Raw genomic sequence first — 20,518 nt, forward strand, 5'->3', positions numbered from 1 at the left:
TTGTTTAAATGACAGTAGAAGGTACTTTTTGTACCTTGCCAATTTAACGGAGGTGTTTATTTGAAAACTGTGCTCAAAACACTCCTCATCCTCCTGATTATATCTGGAACATACGTTCTATTTATTCAATATGGATCTTCACCAGAAAAAGAAAACAGCAATGAACCGAAGGTGTCTAATGAAGAAACATCTAGCGATAAGCCGATCAACATCCCAAAAAAGGGACTCATGTCCTTTATGGGAAAATCTTCAAACGAAGTGCTTAAACAGCTGGGAGAACCAGATCGCATTGATCCTTCCGCATATGATTATGACTGGTGGATTTACAACCAATCGAAGAAGCACTATATTCAAGTAGGGGTAAAGGATAGTAAAGTGGTGACCTTGTTTGCAACAGGAGACGGACTGAATGTAGAACCGTTTAAAATCGGTCAAGCCACAAGTGAAGTATTTAAGAAAACACAAATTGCACCTTACATTCATGTAGAGGATGAACAAAATTCATACCGCTTTGAATTCTCAGAAGATGATATGAATACAAGACCCACTGTGAAAGTGGGAGATGATGTGTATGTTCAGCTTTACATGGATAAGTTTGAAAGCACCCTTTCAAGTATCAGGGCCTTCAACGCAGATACATTTGTGAAACAAAAGCCGTATGAGGTGGTCTATCGAGGTCAATTGATAGAACCTGAGGCGATATCAGGTGAAAAGTGGAAAGATATCGAAGCTTCCAGTCAAAAACAAATTTTTGATATGACCAATATTATCCGCCATAAGTACAACCTGCCGATCTTAAAGTGGGATGATGAAACCTCTGAAGTGGCCTTCATGCATAGTGAGGACATGAAAGAGAATCATTATTTCTCCCATGAATCTAAAAAATACGGTACGCTGAAAGACCGGTTAGAAAGAGGCGAGGTGGGCTTTCAGCTCGCAGGTGAAAACATTGCTTATAACTATGTCGATGGACCCGCAGCGGTAGAGGGCTGGCTCAATAGTGAAGGTCACAGGAAGGCGTTATTAAATAAAGATTACACGCATCTTGGCGTAGGGGTAAAAGAAAAATATTACACCCAAAATTTCATCAAGAAAACATCTTAAACGAAAGCAGCTGCATGGTCGCAGCTGCTTTTTTGATGGTTAAAAAGAGGCTCACCAAAACAGATGCTGATGTATATAATATAGTAGGCATTTGTATGGGGGGTGAGGATATGACAAACAAGCAAAAACAAACATCCATTGATGAATTTAAACAATTCGTCAGACGCCATCCGAAGTTAATTCAAGAAGTGCAATCGCAAGAAAAAAGCTGGCAAAGTGTATACGAGAATTGGGTCATGTTTGGTGAGGAAGATGAGATGTGGTCACCTTACCGGCAATCGAAATCTGAAGATGCGAAAGAAGAAAAAGCCTCTAAGCCAAGTGAAACAGGAAAAGCAGATTTTATGTCTAAAATGGTTTCTGCTGTGAAAAAAATGGACGCTGATCAAATGAATGAACAGATTAACAAAATGAGCCAGTCTATTTCCTCTTTACAAAGCTTACTCGGCCAATTTTCATCCAATGGTTCAAAGAAAGGTTCATCTGGAGGCAGTCAGCACCCATTCTCCTTCAGGAAAGATTAAGTGAAAGGGGATGCTTCTGGTGCGAAAAGAAGTACAGGAATTTGTCATGGCCGAAGAGGAGCGAATCAAATTCATAAGGCAGCGTCCTATCTGGTACAGACAGCTGACGCGGCATCCTGAAAATCTAACGTCCTTTGAATTAGATAAAATGAACTTTTACGAAAAAACCATTCCTCATCGTGTGAGTCAGTTGAGCAATAGCGTCCAAATGGCTGAAATGATGATTCAAATGTTCCAAGCAATGCGCAATCAAAATGGAGCCGGCTGAGGCTTTTTTTGAGTTGATTAAGATGTCTATTTCCTGAGCATCCTATAAAAGTAGATGAAAGGAGAATCAGATGATGAAATGGATGCTGTCAATAGGCGCATTGCTTTTTCTTGTTACCGGGTGTCAAAGTCAACATGGAAAAGAGCAAGTGATTAAGCAAGACCCAGCAGTACCAGTCATGCAGCAAGCCCAAAGCGAAATGAAGCAGCAAGGCTTTTTGAAATACAAAGTGCAAGGGTCGTCTGTCTATATAGAAAGTACACTTCAAGATTTTCATCTTCAGCCAGAGCGTCTGAAAAAGAACGAGAAGGCGGGATATTTTACAGTGTATGTAGACGGGAAACGTGCAGGGAATGAGTATACCGCGGCATTTGTGGTCAAGCATCTTTCAAAAGGAAAGCATAAAATGACCGTTGTGCTGAATTCCCGTCATCCAGAATATAAACAGAAAAGAGAGACATGGGATGTATTTGTCACGTAAAAGCATTTTCTGATCCATAGGTTTCGTGGTAAACTATGAATTGGAGGTGCAACATTTATGTATGCGACAATCGAATCTGTGGAGCTCCAAGAGGAAGCAAATCAATTGGCTGCCATGATTCTTCAGTCGGAGGAGGCTGAACATTACCGCAACTGCTTTAAGCGTCTCCAGCAAGACGAAGAAGCCCAACAAATTATTGCCCATTTTACAAAAGTAAAAGAGCAGTATGAGGATGTGCAGCGGTTCGGCAAGTATCATCCGGACTATAGAACGATCTCAAAGGAAATGCGTGAGGTCAAAAGAAAGCTAGATCTTCACGATACAGTGGTTGATTTCAAAAAAGCAGAAACAGCGATTCAATCCATCTTAGATGAGATTAGTATTGAAATCGGTCAAGCTGTATCAGCATATATTAAAGTTCCAACAGGGAACCCATATTTTGATGGTCTATCATCATGCGGCGGCGGCTGTGGATCAGGTGGCAGCTGCGGCTGTAAAGTATCTTGACGAGACTTGAATGTCTCGTCTTTTACATAATGAATGAAAAGAATTGAAAAGCGGCAGGTGAAAAGATGGAAACCAAACGTCAAGGGATGGTTGTCTGGCTGCATTCGTTAAAGCAGTCAAAAGCGCTAAGAAAATTCGGGAATGTTCACTATATTTCAAGGAAAATGAAATATGCCGTGATCTATTGTGATATGGATGATCTTGAGCGCCATATGGCTAAACTCAGCTCGTTACCATTTGTGAAACGTGTTGAGCCTTCATATAAACCTTTTATTAAATTAGAGTACGAATCCAAATTGGACAAAGCAAAAGAGTATGATTATAAGGTGGGCTTTTAAAGACACAAAAAAATCCCCGCGGCATCACCCGCGGGGTCCTTCTATTCTTAATGATTCATTAAGGAGAAGGCAAAGGGAGAGGAGAAACCGGAGGAAGAACTTATGGGGAAACGTAAGTCTTCTCCGCGGTTGGCAACAGCACCACATCAGATGCTGTTATAAGTAGTATGACCCCGGATTTCTTGATCTATACATAGAAAATGAATGAATATCCGCGCATTGTTCCTTGAGGAGTGATGTGGTAAGATAATGTTGAATTTTTTGTCATAAACAATGACGAATAGAAGCAAGCAGAAAAAGTGGTGGAAAAATGAGAGTCATCTCTGGAACGAGAAAAGGCCGCACACTTAAAGCGGTACCAGGTCAATCAACAAGACCGACGACAGATAAAGTAAAAGAATCAATATTTAATATGATCGGCCCGTATTTTGATGGCGGATGGGCTCTTGATTTATTTGCAGGAAGCGGTGGTTTAGGGATTGAAGCGCTTTCTAGAGGATTCGATCATTGCATATTTGTTGATCGGGATATAAAGGCGATTCAGACGATTAAAGGAAACCTGAATCAATTGTCGCTAATGGATCAAAGTGAAGTGTTTCGAAATGAAGCAAAGCGTGCACTTGCAGCCGTTGTGAAACGAGAGGAATCCTTTCAAGCCATTTTCCTTGATCCGCCCTATAAAGATCAACAGCTAAAAGCACTTCTTGAAATGATTGACGAGCACGCCTTGTTAACAGATGACGGCGTGATCGTGTGTGAGCATGATAAAGACGTGAAGCTGCCAGAAGAAGCAGGACAGCTTCACATCACAAGACAGGAACTGTACGGATTGACTGGTATTACGATTTATAGAAAGCGGGGAAATTAGCATGGGGAACATAGCCGTTTGTCCGGGCAGCTTCGATCCAGTTACATTGGGGCATTTGGATATCATCAAAAGAGGTGCAAAGATTTTTGATGAAGTGTATGTATGTGTATTAAATAACTCATCTAAAAAACCGTTATTTACTGTTGAAGAACGGTGTGAGCTTATTCGCCAAGCGACGAAGGAGCTGCCAAATATCAAAGTTGAATCGTTTCACGGCCTGCTTGTTGATTATGCAAAGCAAAAAGAAGCCAAAGTCATTTTACGAGGATTAAGGGCTGTGACGGACTTTGAGTATGAGATGCAAGGCACCTCAATGAACAAAGTGTTAGACGATGAAATTGAAACGTTTTTTATGATGACCAACAATCAATATTCCTTCTTAAGCTCCAGTATTGTCAAAGAAGTAGCGAAATATCATGGGGCAGTCAAAGATCTTGTACCAAAAGAGGTAGAAGCAGCGCTGAAGGAAAAATTTAATGGATGAGTGCACCCAGCACTCATCCATTTTTTAATTTCCGATAGTACAGTGCGATATACACAATCAAGCTGCAAAGTGTGATCAAAGGACCAGCTGTCACAAGCTGATTCCAAACCACGCTGCTGAACATGACGACCTGCTGGCCTGCATCAAAGGCACCCGCTGGGAGAGCCATGTCTGATCGAGAGACATAAAGAGGCTTGAATAATAAAAAGGCAAAAACAGCTGCATAAATTCCGTGAAGCAAACGGGCGAAGAAAAACGGTTTAAAGCGGATATCGGTTGCCGCCAAAATGCCGGCGACTTGGGCTTGAACAGAAAACCCGCTGAATCCTAAAATAAAGCTGACGACAATGGTTTTAGCGAGAAGGGTGACTTCCTGTGACCCCGTCATCTGGCTTCCTAATGTGATTTCAAATAAACCGGCAATGATGGCAAGGTCTAATTCTGGCGGAAGATGCATCGTTTGCAGCATATATCCGAGCCCGATGGATAAAAGGTCTGTCACATGGACAACTGACAGCATTTTGCTAAACACAGAAAATAAGATAATAAAGCCGCCAATCATAAAGAGTGTTTGGACTGATGACATGACTGCATCACTTAAAATTTGGCCGAGCGGTCTTTTCTCTGCGAGTCTTGCTGTATGAAGAGCATTGAATGCCTCTTTAAACGGCGGGAATAAAAACTTCTTGCGGCTTCTTAGGTGTGCATCATGCCGCGCTTTATACGCGCGCATCGTCACACCAACAGCGAGATTCCCTAAATAATGAGCGCTGGCGAGTACAATGCCTAAAGCTGGGTGATGAAAAAAACCAACAGCCACCGCACCGAAAATAAACAATGGATTCGATGAATTTGTAAAAGAAACGAGACGCTCTGCTTCGATCCGCGTCAGCTGCCTTTCCTGCCTCAGTCTTGTCGTTAATTTCGCACCAGAAGGAAACCCTGAAGCCATTCCCATAGCCAGTACAAATCCGCCTACACCCGGCACCCGGAAGATGGGGCGCATAAATGGCTCTAATAATACCCCGACAAATCTGACAATCCCGAAACTAATTAATAGCTCGGACAAAATAAAAAAAGGAAGCAATGATGGAAATACAACCTCCCACCACATTGCAAGTCCATTTTTCGACGCTTGCAAAGAGGCTTGTGGATGTGTAATCACAGTGGCTGTTAAAAAAATAAAAAAAGCAGCGATGAACAGAGTGTTCCATTTTTTCATGGAGATTTCGCCCCTTGCCGTTATGATCTATTGGCGAGCTCGTGATATTAGAAAAAGAAACTAGCCGAGCCTGTCTTCTATTACTATACGAGCAGTAGGGGCATGTTTAGACCTATAGATTCGTATATATGCATAGAAAGAGGAGGGTGGATTTTCATGAAGCGACCGATCATCGGGCTTGCACTAGGCTCCGGGGGTGCGAGGGGAATGGCGCATATCGGGGTATTGTCTAGTCTTGAGAAGCAAGGAATACAGGTAGATATGATTGCTGGAAGCAGTATTGGCGCACTTGTTGGGAGCTTTTATGCGGCAGGACAAGACGTAGAAAAAATGAAAAAACTTGCACTTGTCTTCAGAAGAAAGTATTATGCTGACTATACACTGCCAAAAATCGGTCTTTTAAAAGGAAATCGAATTTTGCAGCTGATTCACACGTTTACATATGGGAAAACATTCGAAGAATTAAGAATGCCCCTTGCGGTGGTTGCCTGTGACCTCGAAACAGGGGAGAAGGTTGTGTTTAAAGAAGGGTCTGTCTCACAAGCAGTCAGAGCAAGCATCAGCATTCCAGGCGTGTTTGTTCCTCACGATATGGGCGGCAGACAGCTAGTGGATGGAGCGGTTGTTGACCGCATTCCTGTGTCTGTTTTAAAAGAAATGGGCGCAGACCTTATTATCGCCTCTGATGTATCAAGGGTGAAAAAAACAGAAAAGGCGACGAGATTATCGGATGTGATTATGCAAAGTTTGGACATCCTTCAAAATGAATTGGTCCGTCATCAAACCATTCATGCAGATCTCATGATCCGGCCGAGGCTTGAAACATTTAGCTCTAGTTCGTTCACCCAGGTTCAGGAGATGATTGAAGCTGGTGAGCTCGCCGCAGATCAACTAGCAGGTAAACTGAAAGATGTCATTGATAAATGGGAGTGTTAATCGAATGAAAAAATTGAATATTCGCTGGCTCAGCTTTTTTGTCGTTGTTCTTGTCTTATTTGGCTTAACTTTTGTTAAACTGCCGTATTACGTGACAAAGCCGGGTGATGCAACAGAGATTGCCCCTCACATTCAAGTGGACGGTGGATACGGCGAGAAGGGCAGCTTCTCTCTTATGACGATAAAAGTAGGTCCAGCCAATCCGTATACGTATTTACTTGCGAAAATGAATAAATATGACGAGATCGTCCCAGAAGAAAATATTAAAGCGGACGGAGAGTCGGATGAAGATTATATGAAAAGACAGCTTCAGCTGATGAAAAGCTCTCAAGAAAATGCCATGATTGCAGCGTATACAAAAGCAGGCAAAAAAGTAGATTATACGTTTAATGGGGTATATGCGAGCTACGTCATGAAAGGCATGCCTGCTTATGGCAAAATTGAAGTGGGCGACCGGATTAAAAGCGTTGATGGCAAGACGTATGATTCTGCTGATAAAATGGTGTCGTATATCAGCCGTCAAAAAGCTGGTACATCTGTCCGTTTTGTCCTTGAACGAAACGGCAAGGATATCACGCAGAAAGTGAAGTTAAAACCTTTTAAAGAAGAGCCGAACCGAGTTGGAATTGGCGTATCATTATTTACAGACCGAAATGTGAAAGTCTCGCCTTCCATTAAGGTCGATATTGAAAATATCGGCGGCCCGTCGGCAGGTTTAATGATGTCACTTGAAATTTATAACCAGCTGACAAAAGAAGACGAAACACATGGCTATGCGATTGCAGGGACTGGAACGATTGACGCTGATGGTACGGTCGGGCCAATTGGCGGAATAGATCAAAAGGTTGTTGCAGCAGATAAAGCAGGAAAAGATATCTTCTTTGCACCAAACGATAAAGGTGATCCAAATTCAGACTACAAAAATGCAGTGAAAACAGCAAAAGATATTAAAAGTAATATGAAAATCGTTCCTGTGGACACAATGCAGGACGCACTGAACTATTTAAACAAGTTAAAAGAGAAAGCATCTTAAGTGAAAAAAGAGCAGCCTTTATCACAGGCTGCTCTCAGCGTGTAGACAAACCCTCGCATTCGGTGTCAGGTCTCTGCGCCGGTACTCACGAATGTCAAATTCGCTCCGTTCCGGTGCTCGCCCTTCCTAGACTTCAAAGGTTTTCTATCACGCTGAAAAGAGGACAAAGGACTAAAATAAAGATCCTTTTAGCCCTTTGTCAACAATCAGAGAGCAGCCTTAGGCTGCTTTTTTTATCGAGGTTGGAAGAGACCAGTCTCTTCATCATAGCGGATCGGTGAGGTTTTAAATTCTGCTTCTGTTAACTTTGTTTGCATTGGTTCGCTGATGGGAAGGCTGAAGACGCGGGAAGCGCGAATGTCAAGATCAAGGGCAGGATGTGAAAAGGAAGACAGCTTGCTGACAAGCGGTACGTCCAATTCCTTTTTTACAAGAGATAAGTATTGCTGGCCTTTCTTTGACATACCAAGTAAACGAATGTATGGTGCTTGTTTCTCCTTTAGCAGCTCATGCATGACCGTTTTCTTCACCCTCATTAAAAGGTGCGTATTCATCCGCTGCAGCCTTGTCCACGTATATCGTTTTGTTTTCACAAGTGATAGATATTCCTCGTAGGAGGACGCATGTGTGATCGCCTTTTGCATGCGGTGTTCGATGCCTTCTTCAATTTCATAGATGCCTTCTAGTTCAGCTGTATCCATTGTGTGAAACACATGTTTTAAGAAGCTGAAATAGTCTTCTTGCGTATGTAAAAGATCATAAGAAGAATAATAGTCATGTAATTGCTTAAGCGAGGCTTCCGGGAGATAAGAGGCGACAGTTTCAAATGACCCATTCTCTTTTATGGCTTTTCGGATGCTTGTAGCGCTTGCGATTTTCTGATGTTTAGGAAGCTCTTGATCATGATAACCGGATGCAATTCTTTGAGAGGTAAAGGGCTCTATGTGAGGAGATCTCTCTAAGATGGCTTTGACATAATGGAAGCCTAAAATGTTATTAGGCCTAGACAGATCCAGTAAGTGTTTCGGATCAATGACCTCTTGAAACGCAGCGGCAGCGGCAGCCGGATAACTAAGACCTTCTTTTACCTTTGCTTTTGTGAAAAGGTCGATTTCTTCTTTTTTCTCATGCCAAGCGTGAGCTGTTCGCTCAAATGCTTTGATGTTTCCGTCCTCACTTCCGAAAAAAAGGGAGCGGCATTTTAAAGCATCTAGAATAGACACGGCGCCGTTTGCGAAGGTTTCTGCCTTTTGCACTGCATATATGTATGGAAGCTCACACACGATGTCTACACCGTTTTGCAATGCCATTTTTGTTCGTGCCCATTTGGAGACGATAGCGGGCTCTCCGCGCTGGAGAAAGGATCCGCTCATGACGGCAATGGCTACATCTGAGGAGGTATGTGTTTTCGCCTGGCGAACATGATAGGCATGTCCATAATGAAATGGATTGTACTCGACAACAACTCCTGTTGCTTTCAATAGATGTTCCGCCTTTCTTGCTATGGTTAAATGGTCTATGCTACAGTAGCATAAGGGAAAAATGAAGCCCATTTTTTTCAGTGTAGGCATTCCGTGAACTGATGTCAAACAACGCTCTGACATCACAAAGGACTGTAAAGAAAAAATATTGACAAATAGCATGATGAAAGCTATAATCATGTTTGTTGCTCTTAGAGGTGATACAATTGAAATGGACAGTTTATCAGTTACATCAAAAAGCTAAAAACAGCTTCGATTTTCATGAGACGGTTGACTTAAATGAACTTACTAGCCTTCATTCAGATATACGTCGTATTTCACCGGTAGAGGTGAAAGGGACTGGAGTGATCGAATCAAAGCAAGTCGCATTTGATTTAACCATCACAGGTGAAATGACATTGCCTTGTTCAAGAACGCTTGTTGATGTAAATTATCCATTTGCGATTTCAACGAAAGAACTATTTGTACTTCATAAGACAGACGATATAGAAGATGAAGACGTATCTGTTGTAGAAGACGATATCATCGACTTAACGCCTATAGTCAAGGAAGAAATTCTTCTTGAAGTGCCGATGCAAATCTTTTGCGACCAAACAGACGTAAAAGGTGCTGCACCACAGGAAGGGAATGACTGGGCGGTCATTTCGGAAGATGCACATCAAAACCGAATTGATCCGCGTCTGGAAGGCTTGAAGAAGCTCTTAGAAGAAAATAATGAATCTTAACTCTTTAAGGAGGTGGGAATAATGGCTGTACCTTTTAGAAGAACTTCTAAAATGAAAAAAAGATTGCGTCGTACGCATTTCAAACTACAAGTACCTGGTATGGTAGCTTGCCCAGAATGCGGTGAAATGAAAATTTCTCATCGTGTCTGCAAATCTTGCGGAACATACAAAGGCAAAGACGTAAAAAGCAACTAATGCTTGATAAAAAAGCGTAAGGGAATCTTCCCTTGCGTTTTTTTATTTGTCTATTTTTTAGGTTTCTCTCCTGCAAATAGTCTATCTACTCTAGTAAGCGCATATGATGTGGTATTCAGATTCAGGGGGGATGATCAATTGACGATTACAAGGCAGGACGCATGGACACAAGATGAAGATTTACTTTTAGCAGAAGTCGTCTTAAGGCATATTCGAGATGGAGGAACGCAGCTTTCCGCATTTGAGGAAGTCGGGAAAGCATTGTCAAGAACAGCGGCAGCATGTGGCTTCAGGTGGAATTCATACGTCAGAAAACAATATCAGGCAGGCATTGAGCTGGCGAAAAAACAGCGAAAAGAACTGCGTAAAAAGATTGGGATTCATTCCTCGGGTTTACCACAGAATACGTTAACGATAGAAGAAAAGGCAGCTTCAGATCAGGCTGAATTGACCTTGCGAGAAGTGATTCAGTTTTTAGAGAAGCTTGAAAAAGAACCTGCTGGCTCTGCTTATTTACGCGAAGAACTGGCGGACACGCAGCATCAACTGAAGTCGCTCACAGAAGAAAATGAACATTTGAAGCGGCAATTAAAAATGACGGAAGAAGACTACCGGGCACTTATTGGGATTGTTGAAAGAGTCAAACAGAATATCAACTTAAAAGAATATGCTAAATAAGAAAACGCCCCTCACAGAGAAAGGAGGGGCGTTTTGCCATCAGTGATTAAGCGGATTCACCTGTATTCTTTTGAATATGGGCAGGTTCCCAGATGAGTGGATTTTCACCTTTGTCGCGTTCCATATCATATTTTACCGCTTCAAAGCCCATTTTATCCCAAAAACCAGCAGATTTGACGCGTGGATTGGTCCGGATTGGCAGTCCGAAAGATTTGGCGAAATCAACAAGTGCTTCGCCGTACCCTTTACGTTGATACCCAGGAAGCACTTCCAGCTTCCACAGCTCTAAATAATCATGATTGTGGTCAAAATACGTTGTCGTCGAGCCGTCCACTTGATAAAGGCTCATACGTGCAACCAGCTTATCTCCAAAATAAATCCCGTAAAATGGAGAGTTGCTGTCATTTTCAATCATATTACTTTCAAGGTCTTCAAGCATGGATAGTTCTTGTATGCCATATTCCTTAAATTGTTTAAATTCCTCTAAAGTTTTGTAATTGATTAGAAGTCGTTTTACTTGTGTCATATGATCTTCCCCCTTACACACATAATGTTGACAGTGATGTCGTTGAAGGCGTTTTCATCCCATCCGCCTCAAAAAGTTTTTACACTTATTATTATAGTTTTTAAATTAAAAAAATTCAATCGCGGCGCGCCATCTGCTTTTTGCATTGCGGCTTGAAACTGTTAAAATGGTTGATATGATGAAGTAAACAGAAAAAGGGAAGTGCGGCAGTTGAACATTGGAATCATTGGCGGCGGTGCGATTGGTCTGCTTTGTGCCAGTTATTTATCACAGCATCATGACATCACTGTTTTGACAAGAAGAAAAGAACAAGCAGAGGAGATTCGAACATCAGGTATTAAGCGAACGGTAAAAGGAGACACATTCCTGGCGTCTGCGGAGGCAAGGGCAGGGATTACAGGAGTATTTGATCTGCTGATTGTGACGGTGAAATATTACCAGCTGCAAGAGGTGCTTGATGAACTATCCACATTACCTCGTCAACGAATCTTATTTTTACAAAATGGCATGGCCCACTTATTAGATTTAGAAAACTGGGACACGTCGCATTCGATATATATCGGTGTTGTAGAGCACGGGGCGATGAAGGTATCAGATCATGCAGTAAACCATACAGGGATTGGTGTCATCAAGTGGGGGGCTTTTCATCCTGAGGATGCAGCTGCTGTGAGAAATGCTTTGAATGAAACGCCGGCCCAATTTCAGATGATTTATACGGATGAATGGAAAAAAGTGCTGGAGGAAAAACTGCTGGTCAATGTCTGTATTAACCCGCTCACGGCTTTATTGCATGTGAAAAATGGAGAATTGATCGCAACTCCTGCATATGAATACATGATGAAATGTGCATTTGAAGAAGCATTGTCCATTCTAGGTCTGGCTGAAAAAGAGCGGCTCTGGTCACACGTCGTTTCCATTTGTAAGAAAACGGCCGCCAATCAATCGTCAATGCTTCAAGATATCGTCAAAGGCCGTGAAACCGAAAGAAAAGCCATCGTTGGCTATCTTTTAAAAAAGGCTCAAGCTCAAGAAATTCTGGCGCCACATCTTACTTTCTTCAATCGAAGCTTGGAAGTATTGGAAAAAAAGCAAACAAAATCTTTTGAGTGAGCTCATTTACATGCTATACTTTTTTCGGGAAACTAACTATTTATTGAAGAAAGGAAGTTCTAAACATGCAATTGACTGAACTTTCCATCCGAAGTCAGAATTTATTCATACGTGATTATATAGAAGAAAAAAAAGAGATGACTGCTTTTTTTGATTATGATATACATTCTGAGCACACATGGAAAAAAAGATACGACGATCTCATGGAAATGAGCTTCCCGCGCGAGGCTTTAGCGGATTATATGAGCGCATACCACGCAAAGTTTGAATCGGCAGCGATGCGTCAGAACATTGAAAAGATCCGTGATGAACGGAGTGTCATGGTGGTTGGAGGACAGCAGGCAGGCCTACTGGCAGGACCGCTTTATACCATACATAAAATCATATCCATTATTCAGTTCGCAAAAGAAAAAGAATCAGTGCTTGGCGTTCCTGTGATTCCAGTCTTTTGGGTAGCAGGTGAGGATCATGACGTAGATGAAATTAATTTTGTCTACACATCTGGCGAAAAAGGTCCAGTCAAGCAAAAGCTGCCATTACATAACGTCAAAAAAACTGCTGCCAAAAGAACACCTCTGCATCAAGAAAAAACAGAGAAATGGCTCCGCGATGTGTTTTCAACATATGAAGAATCTGCGTATACAAATGACTTGCTTGATCAGCTTCTTCGATGTTTACGCAAATCACAAACATTTACGGATTTCTTTGAATGGATTGTATGCGACCTTTTTGAAGAAGATGGACTGCTTCTATTTAATTCAGGAGACTTAGGCGTCAAACCACTTGAGCGTACGTTATTCAAGCATATTGTTGAGACAAATGATGCGGTCACAGCTCGTTTTAATGAAACGCAGGCTGCCATGAAACGAGCGGGATATCAGCCGATCATAGAAGCTGGTGACAATCAGGCGAACCTGTTTTACGAATATGATGAAGAGCGTTTCCTTATTGAAAAAGAAAACGGCCAGTTTTCTATATCAGAAGTGGGGCTTACGTGGACAAAAGAAGAGCTTTTGCAGGAAATTGAGGAGCACCCAGAACGGTTCAGCAACAATGTGGTGACGCGTCCCTTAATGCAGGAAACCCTTCTCCCAACACTTGCTTTTATGGCAGGACACGGTGAAGTCAACTATTGGGGAGAACTGAAAGGAATTTTTGAGCATTTTGAATTAAAGATGGCACCCGTTCTTCCAAGACTGCACGTGACCATTCTTGAAAGGCACATCGATAAGAAGCTGCCGGTCAGAGAACTTTCTCTAGAAGAAGTGCTCACAAACGGAGTAAAAGAAAAGAAAGAGGCTCACTTTGAGCAAAGCCTTCCAGACAGCTTTGTTCAAGCCGTTGATCAGGCGAAACGTGAATTAGCGAATGTTCATGGCGTATTGAGGCAAGAAGCACTGGAGGTTGAACCAAACTTCGAACAGCTGCTGGATAAAAATGCCAAATTTATCGAAGACCAGCTTCAATTTGTTTATCAAAAGGTGGCGCAGCGTGTGGAAGAGAAGGAAGGATATATCCTTCGAGATTTTGAACGGATTGAAAACAGCTTAAAACCATTAGATGCCCCGCAAGAAAGAATTTGGAATATCATGTACTTTTTAAACAAATATGGTCCAGAATTCTTCAAAACGTTCAAAAATCTGCCATTTTCATTTCAAAACAAGCAGCAAATTGTCAAACTTTGAAATAAAGTTTTAATGAACCCTGACTAGTTCAGGGTTTTTTTTTATGTAGAAACAGTGTAAAATAAGTTTTGTGGAGAGAAGTGGTGGATAGTGGAGAGTAAGGGTGAGAAAGTGGGGCTCTGATTATCATGTTCATGGGTGAATACCAACATACGATTGATACAAAAGGGCGCATGATCATCCCTGCTAAATTTAGAGACGGTCTCGGAGAACAGTTTGTGCTGACGAGAGGGCTTGATCAATGTTTATTTGGCTACCCTATGAGTGAGTGGAAACTAATCGAAGAGAAACTCAAAGCACTGCCGCTAACGAAAAAAGATGCACGTGCGTTTACCCGGTTCTTCTTCTCTGGCGCAGTTGAATGCGATCTGGACAAGCAGGGGCGTATTAACATCGCATCAAACCTACTCCAATATGCAAAACTCGAAAAAGAATGTGTGGTCATCGGCGTTTCAAATCGAATTGAGTTGTGGAGTAAGTCGATCTGGGAACAATATACAGAAGAGCAAGAAGATTCTTTTGCTGAAATTGCTGAAAACATGATTGGATTTGATATATAATAATCCCTTGTGCAGCAAGCTTTCTACACATTCATTTCTATTTGAAAAAGGTGGGACCATAACATCATGTTCCAACATGAGACAGTATTATTAAAAGAAACAGTTGACGGTTTAAACGTCAAAGAAGACGGTACATATGTAGACTGCACGCTGGGCGGAGCAGGTCACAGCTCATATCTACTATCTCAACTATCAGAAAAAGGTACATTGATTGGATTTGACCAAGACGATGCTGCACTGGATCATGCACGAGAGAAGCTCGCGGATTCTAAAGCGAACATTCTTTTCATAAAGAGCAACTTCCGATATTTAAAAGAACGTCTGAATGAACAAGGCATTACAAGCGTAGACGGTGTGATTTTTGACCTTGGGGTTTCATCTCCTCAGCTCGACACACCAGAGAGAGGCTTTAGTTATCACCATGATGCACCTCTTGACATGCGAATGGATCAAACAGCCGCATTGTCAGCAAAACAAGTGGTGAATGAATGGCCATTTGAAGATCTAGTTCGGATTTTCTACAAATATGGGGAAGAAAAATTCAGCAAGCAAATCGCACGCAAAATTGAAGAAGCTAGAAAAAAAGCACCAATTGAAACTACAGGTGAGCTTGTCGACATTATCAAAGAAGGAATTCCCGCACCTGCAAGACGAACTGGCGGACATCCAGCAAAAAGAGTGTTTCAAGCGATCCGAATTGCCGTAAATGATGAATTGAAAGTTTTTGAAGAAGCACTAGAACAAGCAATAGAGTTACTCAATCCGAAGGGGAGAATTTCTGTCATTACATTCCATTCACTTGAAGACCGGATTTGTAAAAGTACATTTAAAGAAATGTCTTCTCTTCCAGAACTTCCGCACGGACTACCAGTGATTCCAGAAGGACTTGAACCAAAGCTGAAGCTGATCACGAGAAAACCAATCGTTGCATCAGAACAAGAGCTGGAACATAACAACCGTGCCCGTTCAGCGAAGCTCCGAATTGCAGAAAAAAAGTAAAACGACACCATAGATGATGATAAAAAGGAGGTTTCTTATGAGTAATTTGGCTTACCAAAGAGAAGTAAAACAATATCAAACAGAGCAGCAAGGCCAATCGGTTGTTATTAAAAGAAGAGGTTCTATCACACTTGGTGAAAAAATCTTACTTGTCATGTTTGTCATGGCTCTTATGTGCAGCTCCATTCTCATCATTTCTAAAGCCTTTGCTGTCTATCACGCTAATATTGAAGTCCAGAAATTAGAACAGCAAGTATCTTTAGAATCAAAGAAGATCACTGAGCTTCAAAAAGAAAAAGACTTGCTGAGTGAACCGGAGAGAGTCATTGATACTGCGAAAAAAGCAGGCTTAAGCATTTCGAAAGATGTTAAGAAGGTCGATTAAGATGGCGATGCCTAAAAAGAATAAAATGATGAACAGAGGCGCGGCAATTGCGAGTATTTGCTTCGCCCTGTTTTTCTTTATCATCCTTGCACGTTTTATCTATATTCAGATTACAGGAACGGTCGATGGCCAAGTGTTAGCCGCAAAGGCAAATGAACAATATCAATCGAAGAAAACACTTGAAGCCAAAAGAGGGTCTATTTTAGACCGAAATGGAAATGTGATTGCAGAGGATACGTCTGTTTATAAGCTCATTGCGGTCATGAGCAAGAAAATGACAGTCGACCCAAAGCACCCGATGCATGTCGTCGACAAAGAAAAGACAGCAAAAGAGCTGTCAAAAGTCATTGATATGAGTGAAAGCGAAATTTTGAAGCGTCTGAATACTAAAGGTGCGTTCCAAGTGGAGTTTGGTAAAGCTGGGAAAGACATCAGTTTTTCAACAAAGGAAAAAATTGAAAAGCTAAAGCTTCCAGGGATCGCATTTGAAAAAGACACGAAGCGATATTATCCAAACGGCATGTTTGCGTCGAATCTGATCGGTTATGCAAGATTAGATGAGGCAACGAAGGACATGTCAGGCGCGATGGGACTTGAGAAGGCGCTGAACAAATTTTTAAAAGAAAAAGACGGCTATGTGACATATAACAGTGACAGAAGCGGATGGGCTCTTCCAAATAGTAAAGAAGACATTGTCGCTCCGAAGGATGGGAAAAATGTCACGCTGACCATCGATCAAAAAATCCAGGCGTTCCTTGAAGAAAGTATGACGCAGGTTGCCAAAAAATATAAACCGAAGAAAATCATTGCCACAGTCGTTGACCCAAAAACGGGAAAGGTGCTCGCGATGGGACAGCGGCCAAGCTTTAATTTAAATGAATTAGACATTACGAATTATAACAATGATGTCATTTCATATGCGTTTGAACCAGGTTCAACGATGAAAATCTTCACACTTGCTGCAGCAATCCAAGAAGGGGTCTACCAAGGCAATGATAAATATCAATCTGGTACTTATAAAGTAGGAGGAGGCCTTGTAAGAGACCACAACAATGGAAATGGCTGGGGAAAAATTGACTTTCATGAAGGGGTTCTCCGTTCGTCTAACGTAGCTTTTGCAAAGCTGGCAAAAGAAAAACTAGGCTTCACGCGCTACGAACAATATTTGCAGAAGTTCCATTTCTATGACAAAACAGGTATTGACTTGCCGAACGAAGCGTCTAGTAAAATCAATTACAGATACGAATATGACAAAGCATCGACGGCTTACGGTCAAGCGTCTGCCATTACACCGATTCAACAAATAGAAGCAGCGACAGCGATAGCAAACGGCGGAACGATGATGAAGCCATATGTCATTGATCATATTACAGACCCGAACACAAACAAAACAATTTTACAGCACGAACCAACAGTAGCTGGAAAGCCAATTTCCTCTGATACAGCAAAGCAAGTCCGTGACATTTTAGGTGAGGTGGTTTCCTCGAAGATTGGAACAGGCCAGCCTTACCAAATCAAAGGATTTGACGTTGCTGGGAAAACAGGAACAGGACAAATTGGCGGTGCCGGCGGTTATCTCAAAGGAAGAAACGATTACGTCTTTTCATTTATGGGAATGGCGCCAAAAGATGATCCGAAGCTGCTCGTTTATGTAGCTGTACAGCAGCCGCAGCTGTCTGACACAGAAACTGGCTCTGCCCCAGTTGCACAAATCTTTAACCCAGTGATGAAAAATAGTCTGCTATATTTAAATATTGCACCAACAAAAACAGACGATAAAAAATCAGGCGAACAAAAAGTGAAGCAAGAAACAATGCCTTCATTCTTAGATTTAGAAGTGAAGCAGGCGGAAACAGAAGCCAAAAACAAAAACTTAACGCCTGTTGTCATCGGCGACGGCCTCTCCATTAAACGACAGTGGCCAAGTGCAGGCTCTGAATTCTCTGAAAGCCAGAAAGTTTTCTTGAAAACAGCAGGAAAAACGATAAAAATGCCTGATATGACAGGCTGGTCGAGACGGGAAGTCCTTCAATATGCATCCATTTCCGGTGTGCATATCGAAACAAAGGGACAAGGATATGCTGTCAAACAAAGTGTGAAAAGAGGATCGGAGATTTCAGATAAAGTCGTCACTGTGACATTTAAAAGTCCGAATTAACTGCAAAACCTAGCAAACCACTTGCTAGGTTTTTTCTTTTGCCGAGCGGGATAGACGAGACGTTCTACATAAGGACGGGCCTGCATATGATGGAAACAAGCCATATGTATGTAAGGAGTGAACCAGGCGTGCGAGTATCAAGTGTAACAGTGAGAAAACGATTGCTTTTCGTGCTGCTGTTTGGGGTGATCATTTTTTTCATCATAGATACTAGATTAGGATATGTACAGTTTATTATGGGCGAGAAGCTCACAAGCTTAGCAAAAGATTCATGGAGCCGGAACCTCCCGTTCGAACCAGAAAGGGGAGATATTTTGGACCGAAATGGGGTAGAACTTGCGACGAACAAAAGTGCCCCATCTATATTGGTCGTCCCGCGGCAAATTAAAGATCCGGCAGAAACAAGCAAAAAACTGGCGGCTGTACTGAATATGTCTGAAGAGAAAGCGTACAAGCACGTCACAAAGAAAACATCCATCGAACGAATTTCTCCAGAAGGGAGAAAAGTATCTCATGAAAAAGCAAAAGAAGTCAGAGAGCTTGATTTAGATGGCGTTTATGTTGCAGAAGACAGCATCAGACACTATCCGTTTGGCAGTTTTCTTTCTCATGTGCTGGGCTTCGCTGGAATTGATAATCAAGGGTTACTTGGACTGGAAGCCTATTATGATGATGACCTAAAAGGTGAAAAAGGCTCTGTCAAGTTCTATTCCGATGCAAAAGGGCAGAAAATGCCAGATGAAGCAGATGATTATACACCGCCTAAAGATGGTCTTGATATGAAGTTAACTGTCGATGCGAAGGTGCAAACCATTATAGAACGGGAATTAGACAATGCGCAGGCAAAATATAACCCAGATGGGATGATTGCAATTGCGATGAACCCGAAGAACGGTGAAGTGCTTGGGATGTCGAGCAGACCGGATTTTGATCCAGCGGATTATCAATCAGTTGACTCGAAAGTGTTTAACCGAAATCTACCGGTGTGGAGCACATATGAGCCAGGTTCGACGTTTAAAATTATTACGCTTGCAGCAGCACTAGAAGAGAAAAAAGTCAATTTAAAACGCGATCATTTTTTTGACAGCGGTTCTGTGACAGTTGATGGTGCAAGACTTAGGTGCTGGAAAAAAGGCGGCCACGGATCACAGTCATTTTTAGAAGTGGTTCAAAACTCCTGTAACCCCGGTTTTGTTGAACTAGGCGACCGTCTAGGAAAGGATAAATTATTTTCCTATATTAAAAATTTCGGATTTGGCCAAAAAACAGGAATCGATCTTCAAGGGGAAGGGCGAGGCATTTTGTTCCCGCTGGACCGGGTTGGCCCTGTAGAGCAGGCGACAACTGCCTTTGGTCAAGGTGTATCTGTTACGCCGATACAGCAAGTAGCTGCCGTAGCAGCTGCGGTAAATGGCGGAACACTTTACACGCCGTACATTGCAAAAGAATGGATAGATCCAATCACAAAAGAGGTAGTGAAAAAGCAATCACCGATTGCCAAAAAGAAAGTGATTTCAGCAGAAACATCCAAAGAAATCAGATATGCGCTTGAAAGTGTAGTCGCTCAAGGAACTGGCCGAAATGCATTTGTTGAAGGATATCGAGTTGGCGGAAAAACAGGGACAGCACAGAAAGTAAAAGACGGCAAGTACATGGAAAATAACCACATTGTGTCGTTTATCGGGTTTGCGCCTGCTGATGATCCAAGTATCGTTGTATATGTGGCTGTAGATAACCCGAAAGGCACTATTCAATTTGGCGGGACAGTTGCTGCACCAATTGTGGGTCATATTATGCGGGACAGCCTGCCTGAGATGGGTGTGAAAAAAAGAAAAGGACAAATTGAAAAGAAGTACCAGTGGCTGGACACAAAAACCATTGAAGTACCGAATCTTGTAGGGGGATCTGTTTCAGACCTTGAATCCTTACTGATTAACCTTAAGATCGATGCTTCTGGAACGGGCAGTAAAGTGGTGAAGCAATCACCTGCTGCCGGGACAAAGGTCAAGGAAGGCTCCACCATCAGATTATACTTAAACAATGAATAATAAAGAATGAACAGAGGGTAGCCGCACTCATTCGGCTGCCTCTTTTTGTTGAAAGAGAAGGTCTGTTTGAAAAAAAGAGCCTAAAGTGTGTTTTTTCCAAGAGAAACTTAAGGAATACGCTGGATGTATCCTTTTTTTTACGATAAAATATAGACTGTGTGTTTTTTTCACAAGACATGCACGTGAACGAATTTGAGAGGTTT

At 42.0% G+C, this 20,518-nt stretch carries 23 protein-coding genes; 20 read left to right on the forward strand and 3 right to left on the reverse strand.

Translation table 11 applies throughout. The features are described from left to right. The first annotated feature begins 60 nt into the window (after positions 1–60). From NSQ34_RS07100 to coaD, 8 genes are all read left to right on the forward strand, one after another. Positions 61–1,104: a CAP domain-containing protein gene (locus NSQ34_RS07100; RefSeq protein ID WP_024426913.1), complete on the forward strand. Its 1,044-nt coding sequence runs from the start codon at positions 61–63 to the stop codon at positions 1,102–1,104. Between the two features lie 110 nt (positions 1,105–1,214). Then, positions 1,215–1,628 carry a YlbD family protein gene (locus NSQ34_RS07105; RefSeq protein WP_024426914.1) on the forward strand — a complete coding sequence of 138 codons (414 nt, stop codon included), beginning with the start codon at positions 1,215–1,217 and terminating at the stop codon, positions 1,626–1,628. Positions 1,629–1,647: 19 nt separating this feature from the next. Continuing rightward, positions 1,648–1,896 carry a YlbE-like family protein gene (locus NSQ34_RS07110; protein ID WP_024424278.1) on the forward strand — a complete coding sequence of 83 codons (249 nt, stop codon included), beginning with the start codon at positions 1,648–1,650 and terminating at the stop codon, positions 1,894–1,896. Between the two features lie 73 nt (positions 1,897–1,969). Beyond that, on the forward strand, positions 1,970–2,377 hold the full coding sequence (locus tag NSQ34_RS07115) for a hypothetical protein (RefSeq protein ID WP_176967453.1): 408 nt from the start codon (positions 1,970–1,972) through the stop codon (positions 2,375–2,377). A gap of 57 nt (positions 2,378–2,434) precedes the next feature. Next, the gene (locus tag NSQ34_RS07120; protein ID WP_007499807.1) at positions 2,435–2,884 is read left to right on the forward strand and encodes a YlbF family regulator; all 450 of its coding nucleotides are present in this window, start codon (positions 2,435–2,437) and stop codon (positions 2,882–2,884) included. Between the two features lie 65 nt (positions 2,885–2,949). After that, the gene (locus tag NSQ34_RS07125; protein WP_024424276.1) at positions 2,950–3,222 is read left to right on the forward strand and encodes a YlbG family protein; all 273 of its coding nucleotides are present in this window, start codon (positions 2,950–2,952) and stop codon (positions 3,220–3,222) included. Positions 3,223–3,502: 280 nt separating this feature from the next. After that, the gene (gene rsmD / locus NSQ34_RS07130) at positions 3,503–4,090 is read left to right on the forward strand and encodes a 16S rRNA (guanine(966)-N(2))-methyltransferase RsmD (protein WP_254967935.1); all 588 of its coding nucleotides are present in this window, start codon (positions 3,503–3,505) and stop codon (positions 4,088–4,090) included. A gap of 1 nt (position 4,091) precedes the next feature. Next, positions 4,092–4,574, forward strand: coding sequence for a pantetheine-phosphate adenylyltransferase (gene coaD / locus NSQ34_RS07135; RefSeq protein WP_024426917.1), 483 nt, complete (start codon positions 4,092–4,094; stop codon positions 4,572–4,574). A gap of 13 nt (positions 4,575–4,587) precedes the next feature. Here coaD and ylbJ read toward each other — a convergent pair whose 3' ends face one another. Continuing rightward, positions 4,588–5,796 carry a sporulation integral membrane protein YlbJ gene (gene ylbJ / locus NSQ34_RS07140; RefSeq protein WP_198422977.1) on the reverse strand — a complete coding sequence of 403 codons (1,209 nt, stop codon included), beginning with the start codon at positions 5,794–5,796 and terminating at the stop codon, positions 4,588–4,590. 156 nt (positions 5,797–5,952) lie between these two features. Between ylbJ and NSQ34_RS07145 the strand changes: the two genes are divergently transcribed. Then, positions 5,953–6,732, forward strand: a complete 780-nt coding sequence (locus tag NSQ34_RS07145) for a patatin-like phospholipase family protein (protein WP_024426919.1) — start codon at positions 5,953–5,955, stop codon at positions 6,730–6,732. Between the two features lie 4 nt (positions 6,733–6,736). Next, the gene (locus NSQ34_RS07150) at positions 6,737–7,765 is read left to right on the forward strand and encodes a SepM family pheromone-processing serine protease (RefSeq protein WP_024426920.1); all 1,029 of its coding nucleotides are present in this window, start codon (positions 6,737–6,739) and stop codon (positions 7,763–7,765) included. A gap of 233 nt (positions 7,766–7,998) precedes the next feature. Here NSQ34_RS07150 and NSQ34_RS07155 read toward each other — a convergent pair whose 3' ends face one another. Further along, entirely contained in the window at positions 7,999–9,246 is a 1,248-nt protein-coding gene (locus NSQ34_RS07155; RefSeq protein WP_176967452.1) for a nucleotidyltransferase, read from the reverse strand. A gap of 206 nt (positions 9,247–9,452) precedes the next feature. On the opposite strand from NSQ34_RS07155, the gene NSQ34_RS07160 reads away from it, so the two are divergent. The 3 genes from NSQ34_RS07160 to gerR all read left to right on the forward strand — a co-directional run bounded on the left by NSQ34_RS07160 (position 9,453) and on the right by gerR (position 10,844). Beyond that, the gene (locus tag NSQ34_RS07160; protein WP_019743276.1) at positions 9,453–9,971 is read left to right on the forward strand and encodes a DUF177 domain-containing protein; all 519 of its coding nucleotides are present in this window, start codon (positions 9,453–9,455) and stop codon (positions 9,969–9,971) included. Between the two features lie 21 nt (positions 9,972–9,992). Then, a complete protein-coding gene (gene rpmF, locus NSQ34_RS07165; RefSeq protein ID WP_008354700.1) occupies positions 9,993–10,166 on the forward strand; it encodes a 50S ribosomal protein L32 in 174 nt (57 codons plus the stop codon). A gap of 138 nt (positions 10,167–10,304) precedes the next feature. Beyond that, complete coding sequence (gene gerR / locus NSQ34_RS07170; protein WP_176967451.1) at positions 10,305–10,844, forward strand: sporulation-specific transcriptional regulator GerR; 540 nt, start codon at positions 10,305–10,307, stop codon at positions 10,842–10,844. A gap of 46 nt (positions 10,845–10,890) precedes the next feature. On the opposite strand, the gene NSQ34_RS07175 is transcribed toward gerR, so the two are convergent. Then, positions 10,891–11,370: an N-acetyltransferase gene (locus tag NSQ34_RS07175; protein ID WP_007499784.1), complete on the reverse strand. Its 480-nt coding sequence runs from the start codon at positions 11,368–11,370 to the stop codon at positions 10,891–10,893. 210 nt (positions 11,371–11,580) lie between these two features. Between NSQ34_RS07175 and NSQ34_RS07180 the strand changes: the two genes are divergently transcribed. The 7 genes from NSQ34_RS07180 (at position 11,581) to NSQ34_RS07210 (ending at position 20,315) form a co-directional block, all read left to right on the forward strand. Then, positions 11,581–12,480, forward strand: coding sequence for a 2-dehydropantoate 2-reductase (locus NSQ34_RS07180; RefSeq protein ID WP_176967450.1), 900 nt, complete (start codon positions 11,581–11,583; stop codon positions 12,478–12,480). Positions 12,481–12,545: 65 nt separating this feature from the next. Next, positions 12,546–14,165, forward strand: coding sequence for a bacillithiol biosynthesis cysteine-adding enzyme BshC (bshC, locus tag NSQ34_RS07185; RefSeq protein WP_264316091.1), 1,620 nt, complete (start codon positions 12,546–12,548; stop codon positions 14,163–14,165). Positions 14,166–14,293: 128 nt separating this feature from the next. Further along, positions 14,294–14,725: a division/cell wall cluster transcriptional repressor MraZ gene (gene mraZ, locus NSQ34_RS07190; protein WP_003211163.1), complete on the forward strand. Its 432-nt coding sequence runs from the start codon at positions 14,294–14,296 to the stop codon at positions 14,723–14,725. Positions 14,726–14,791: 66 nt separating this feature from the next. Then, positions 14,792–15,724, forward strand: a complete 933-nt coding sequence (gene rsmH, locus NSQ34_RS07195) for a 16S rRNA (cytosine(1402)-N(4))-methyltransferase RsmH (protein ID WP_024426925.1) — start codon at positions 14,792–14,794, stop codon at positions 15,722–15,724. 37 nt (positions 15,725–15,761) lie between these two features. Next, the gene (gene ftsL, locus NSQ34_RS07200; protein WP_024424265.1) at positions 15,762–16,109 is read left to right on the forward strand and encodes a cell division protein FtsL; all 348 of its coding nucleotides are present in this window, start codon (positions 15,762–15,764) and stop codon (positions 16,107–16,109) included. 7 nt (positions 16,110–16,116) lie between these two features. After that, positions 16,117–18,267 carry a penicillin-binding protein gene (locus NSQ34_RS07205; protein ID WP_046312222.1) on the forward strand — a complete coding sequence of 717 codons (2,151 nt, stop codon included), beginning with the start codon at positions 16,117–16,119 and terminating at the stop codon, positions 18,265–18,267. 128 nt (positions 18,268–18,395) lie between these two features. After that, positions 18,396–20,315 (forward strand): stage V sporulation protein D, encoded by a 1,920-nt coding sequence (locus NSQ34_RS07210; protein ID WP_176967448.1) that lies wholly within the window; start codon positions 18,396–18,398, stop codon positions 20,313–20,315. Positions 20,316–20,518 lie beyond the last annotated feature (203 nt).

It is taken from the genome of Bacillus sp. FSL P2-0069 (assembly GCF_038593315.1).
Lineage (GTDB): Bacteria > Bacillota > Bacilli > Bacillales > Bacillaceae > Bacillus > Bacillus safensis.

Excerpts from the sequence above, each read along its gene's own strand:
- rsmH (WP_024426925.1), top strand. The coding sequence starts at position 14,792 with ATGTTCCAACATGAGACAGTATTATTAAAAGAAACAGTTGACGGTTTA.
- NSQ34_RS07150 (WP_024426920.1), top strand. The coding sequence starts at position 6,737 with ATGAAAAAATTGAATATTCGCTGGCTCAGCTTTTTTGTCGTTGTTCTT.
- NSQ34_RS07105 (WP_024426914.1), top strand. The coding sequence starts at position 1,215 with ATGACAAACAAGCAAAAACAAACATCCATTGATGAATTTAAACAATTC.
- NSQ34_RS07120 (WP_007499807.1), top strand. The coding sequence starts at position 2,435 with ATGTATGCGACAATCGAATCTGTGGAGCTCCAAGAGGAAGCAAATCAA.
- NSQ34_RS07145 (WP_024426919.1), top strand. The coding sequence starts at position 5,953 with ATGAAGCGACCGATCATCGGGCTTGCACTAGGCTCCGGGGGTGCGAGG.
- ylbJ (WP_198422977.1), bottom strand. The coding sequence starts at position 5,796 with ATGAAAAAATGGAACACTCTGTTCATCGCTGCTTTTTTTATTTTTTTA.
- rpmF (WP_008354700.1), top strand. The coding sequence starts at position 9,993 with ATGGCTGTACCTTTTAGAAGAACTTCTAAAATGAAAAAAAGATTGCGT.
- NSQ34_RS07115 (WP_176967453.1), top strand. The coding sequence starts at position 1,970 with ATGAAATGGATGCTGTCAATAGGCGCATTGCTTTTTCTTGTTACCGGG.
- bshC (WP_264316091.1), top strand. The coding sequence starts at position 12,546 with ATGCAATTGACTGAACTTTCCATCCGAAGTCAGAATTTATTCATACGT.
- NSQ34_RS07125 (WP_024424276.1), top strand. The coding sequence starts at position 2,950 with ATGGAAACCAAACGTCAAGGGATGGTTGTCTGGCTGCATTCGTTAAAG.
- mraZ (WP_003211163.1), top strand. The coding sequence starts at position 14,294 with ATGTTCATGGGTGAATACCAACATACGATTGATACAAAAGGGCGCATG.
- NSQ34_RS07175 (WP_007499784.1), bottom strand. The coding sequence starts at position 11,370 with ATGACACAAGTAAAACGACTTCTAATCAATTACAAAACTTTAGAGGAA.
- ftsL (WP_024424265.1), top strand. The coding sequence starts at position 15,762 with ATGAGTAATTTGGCTTACCAAAGAGAAGTAAAACAATATCAAACAGAG.
- coaD (WP_024426917.1), top strand. The coding sequence starts at position 4,092 with ATGGGGAACATAGCCGTTTGTCCGGGCAGCTTCGATCCAGTTACATTG.
- NSQ34_RS07205 (WP_046312222.1), top strand. The coding sequence starts at position 16,117 with ATGCCTAAAAAGAATAAAATGATGAACAGAGGCGCGGCAATTGCGAGT.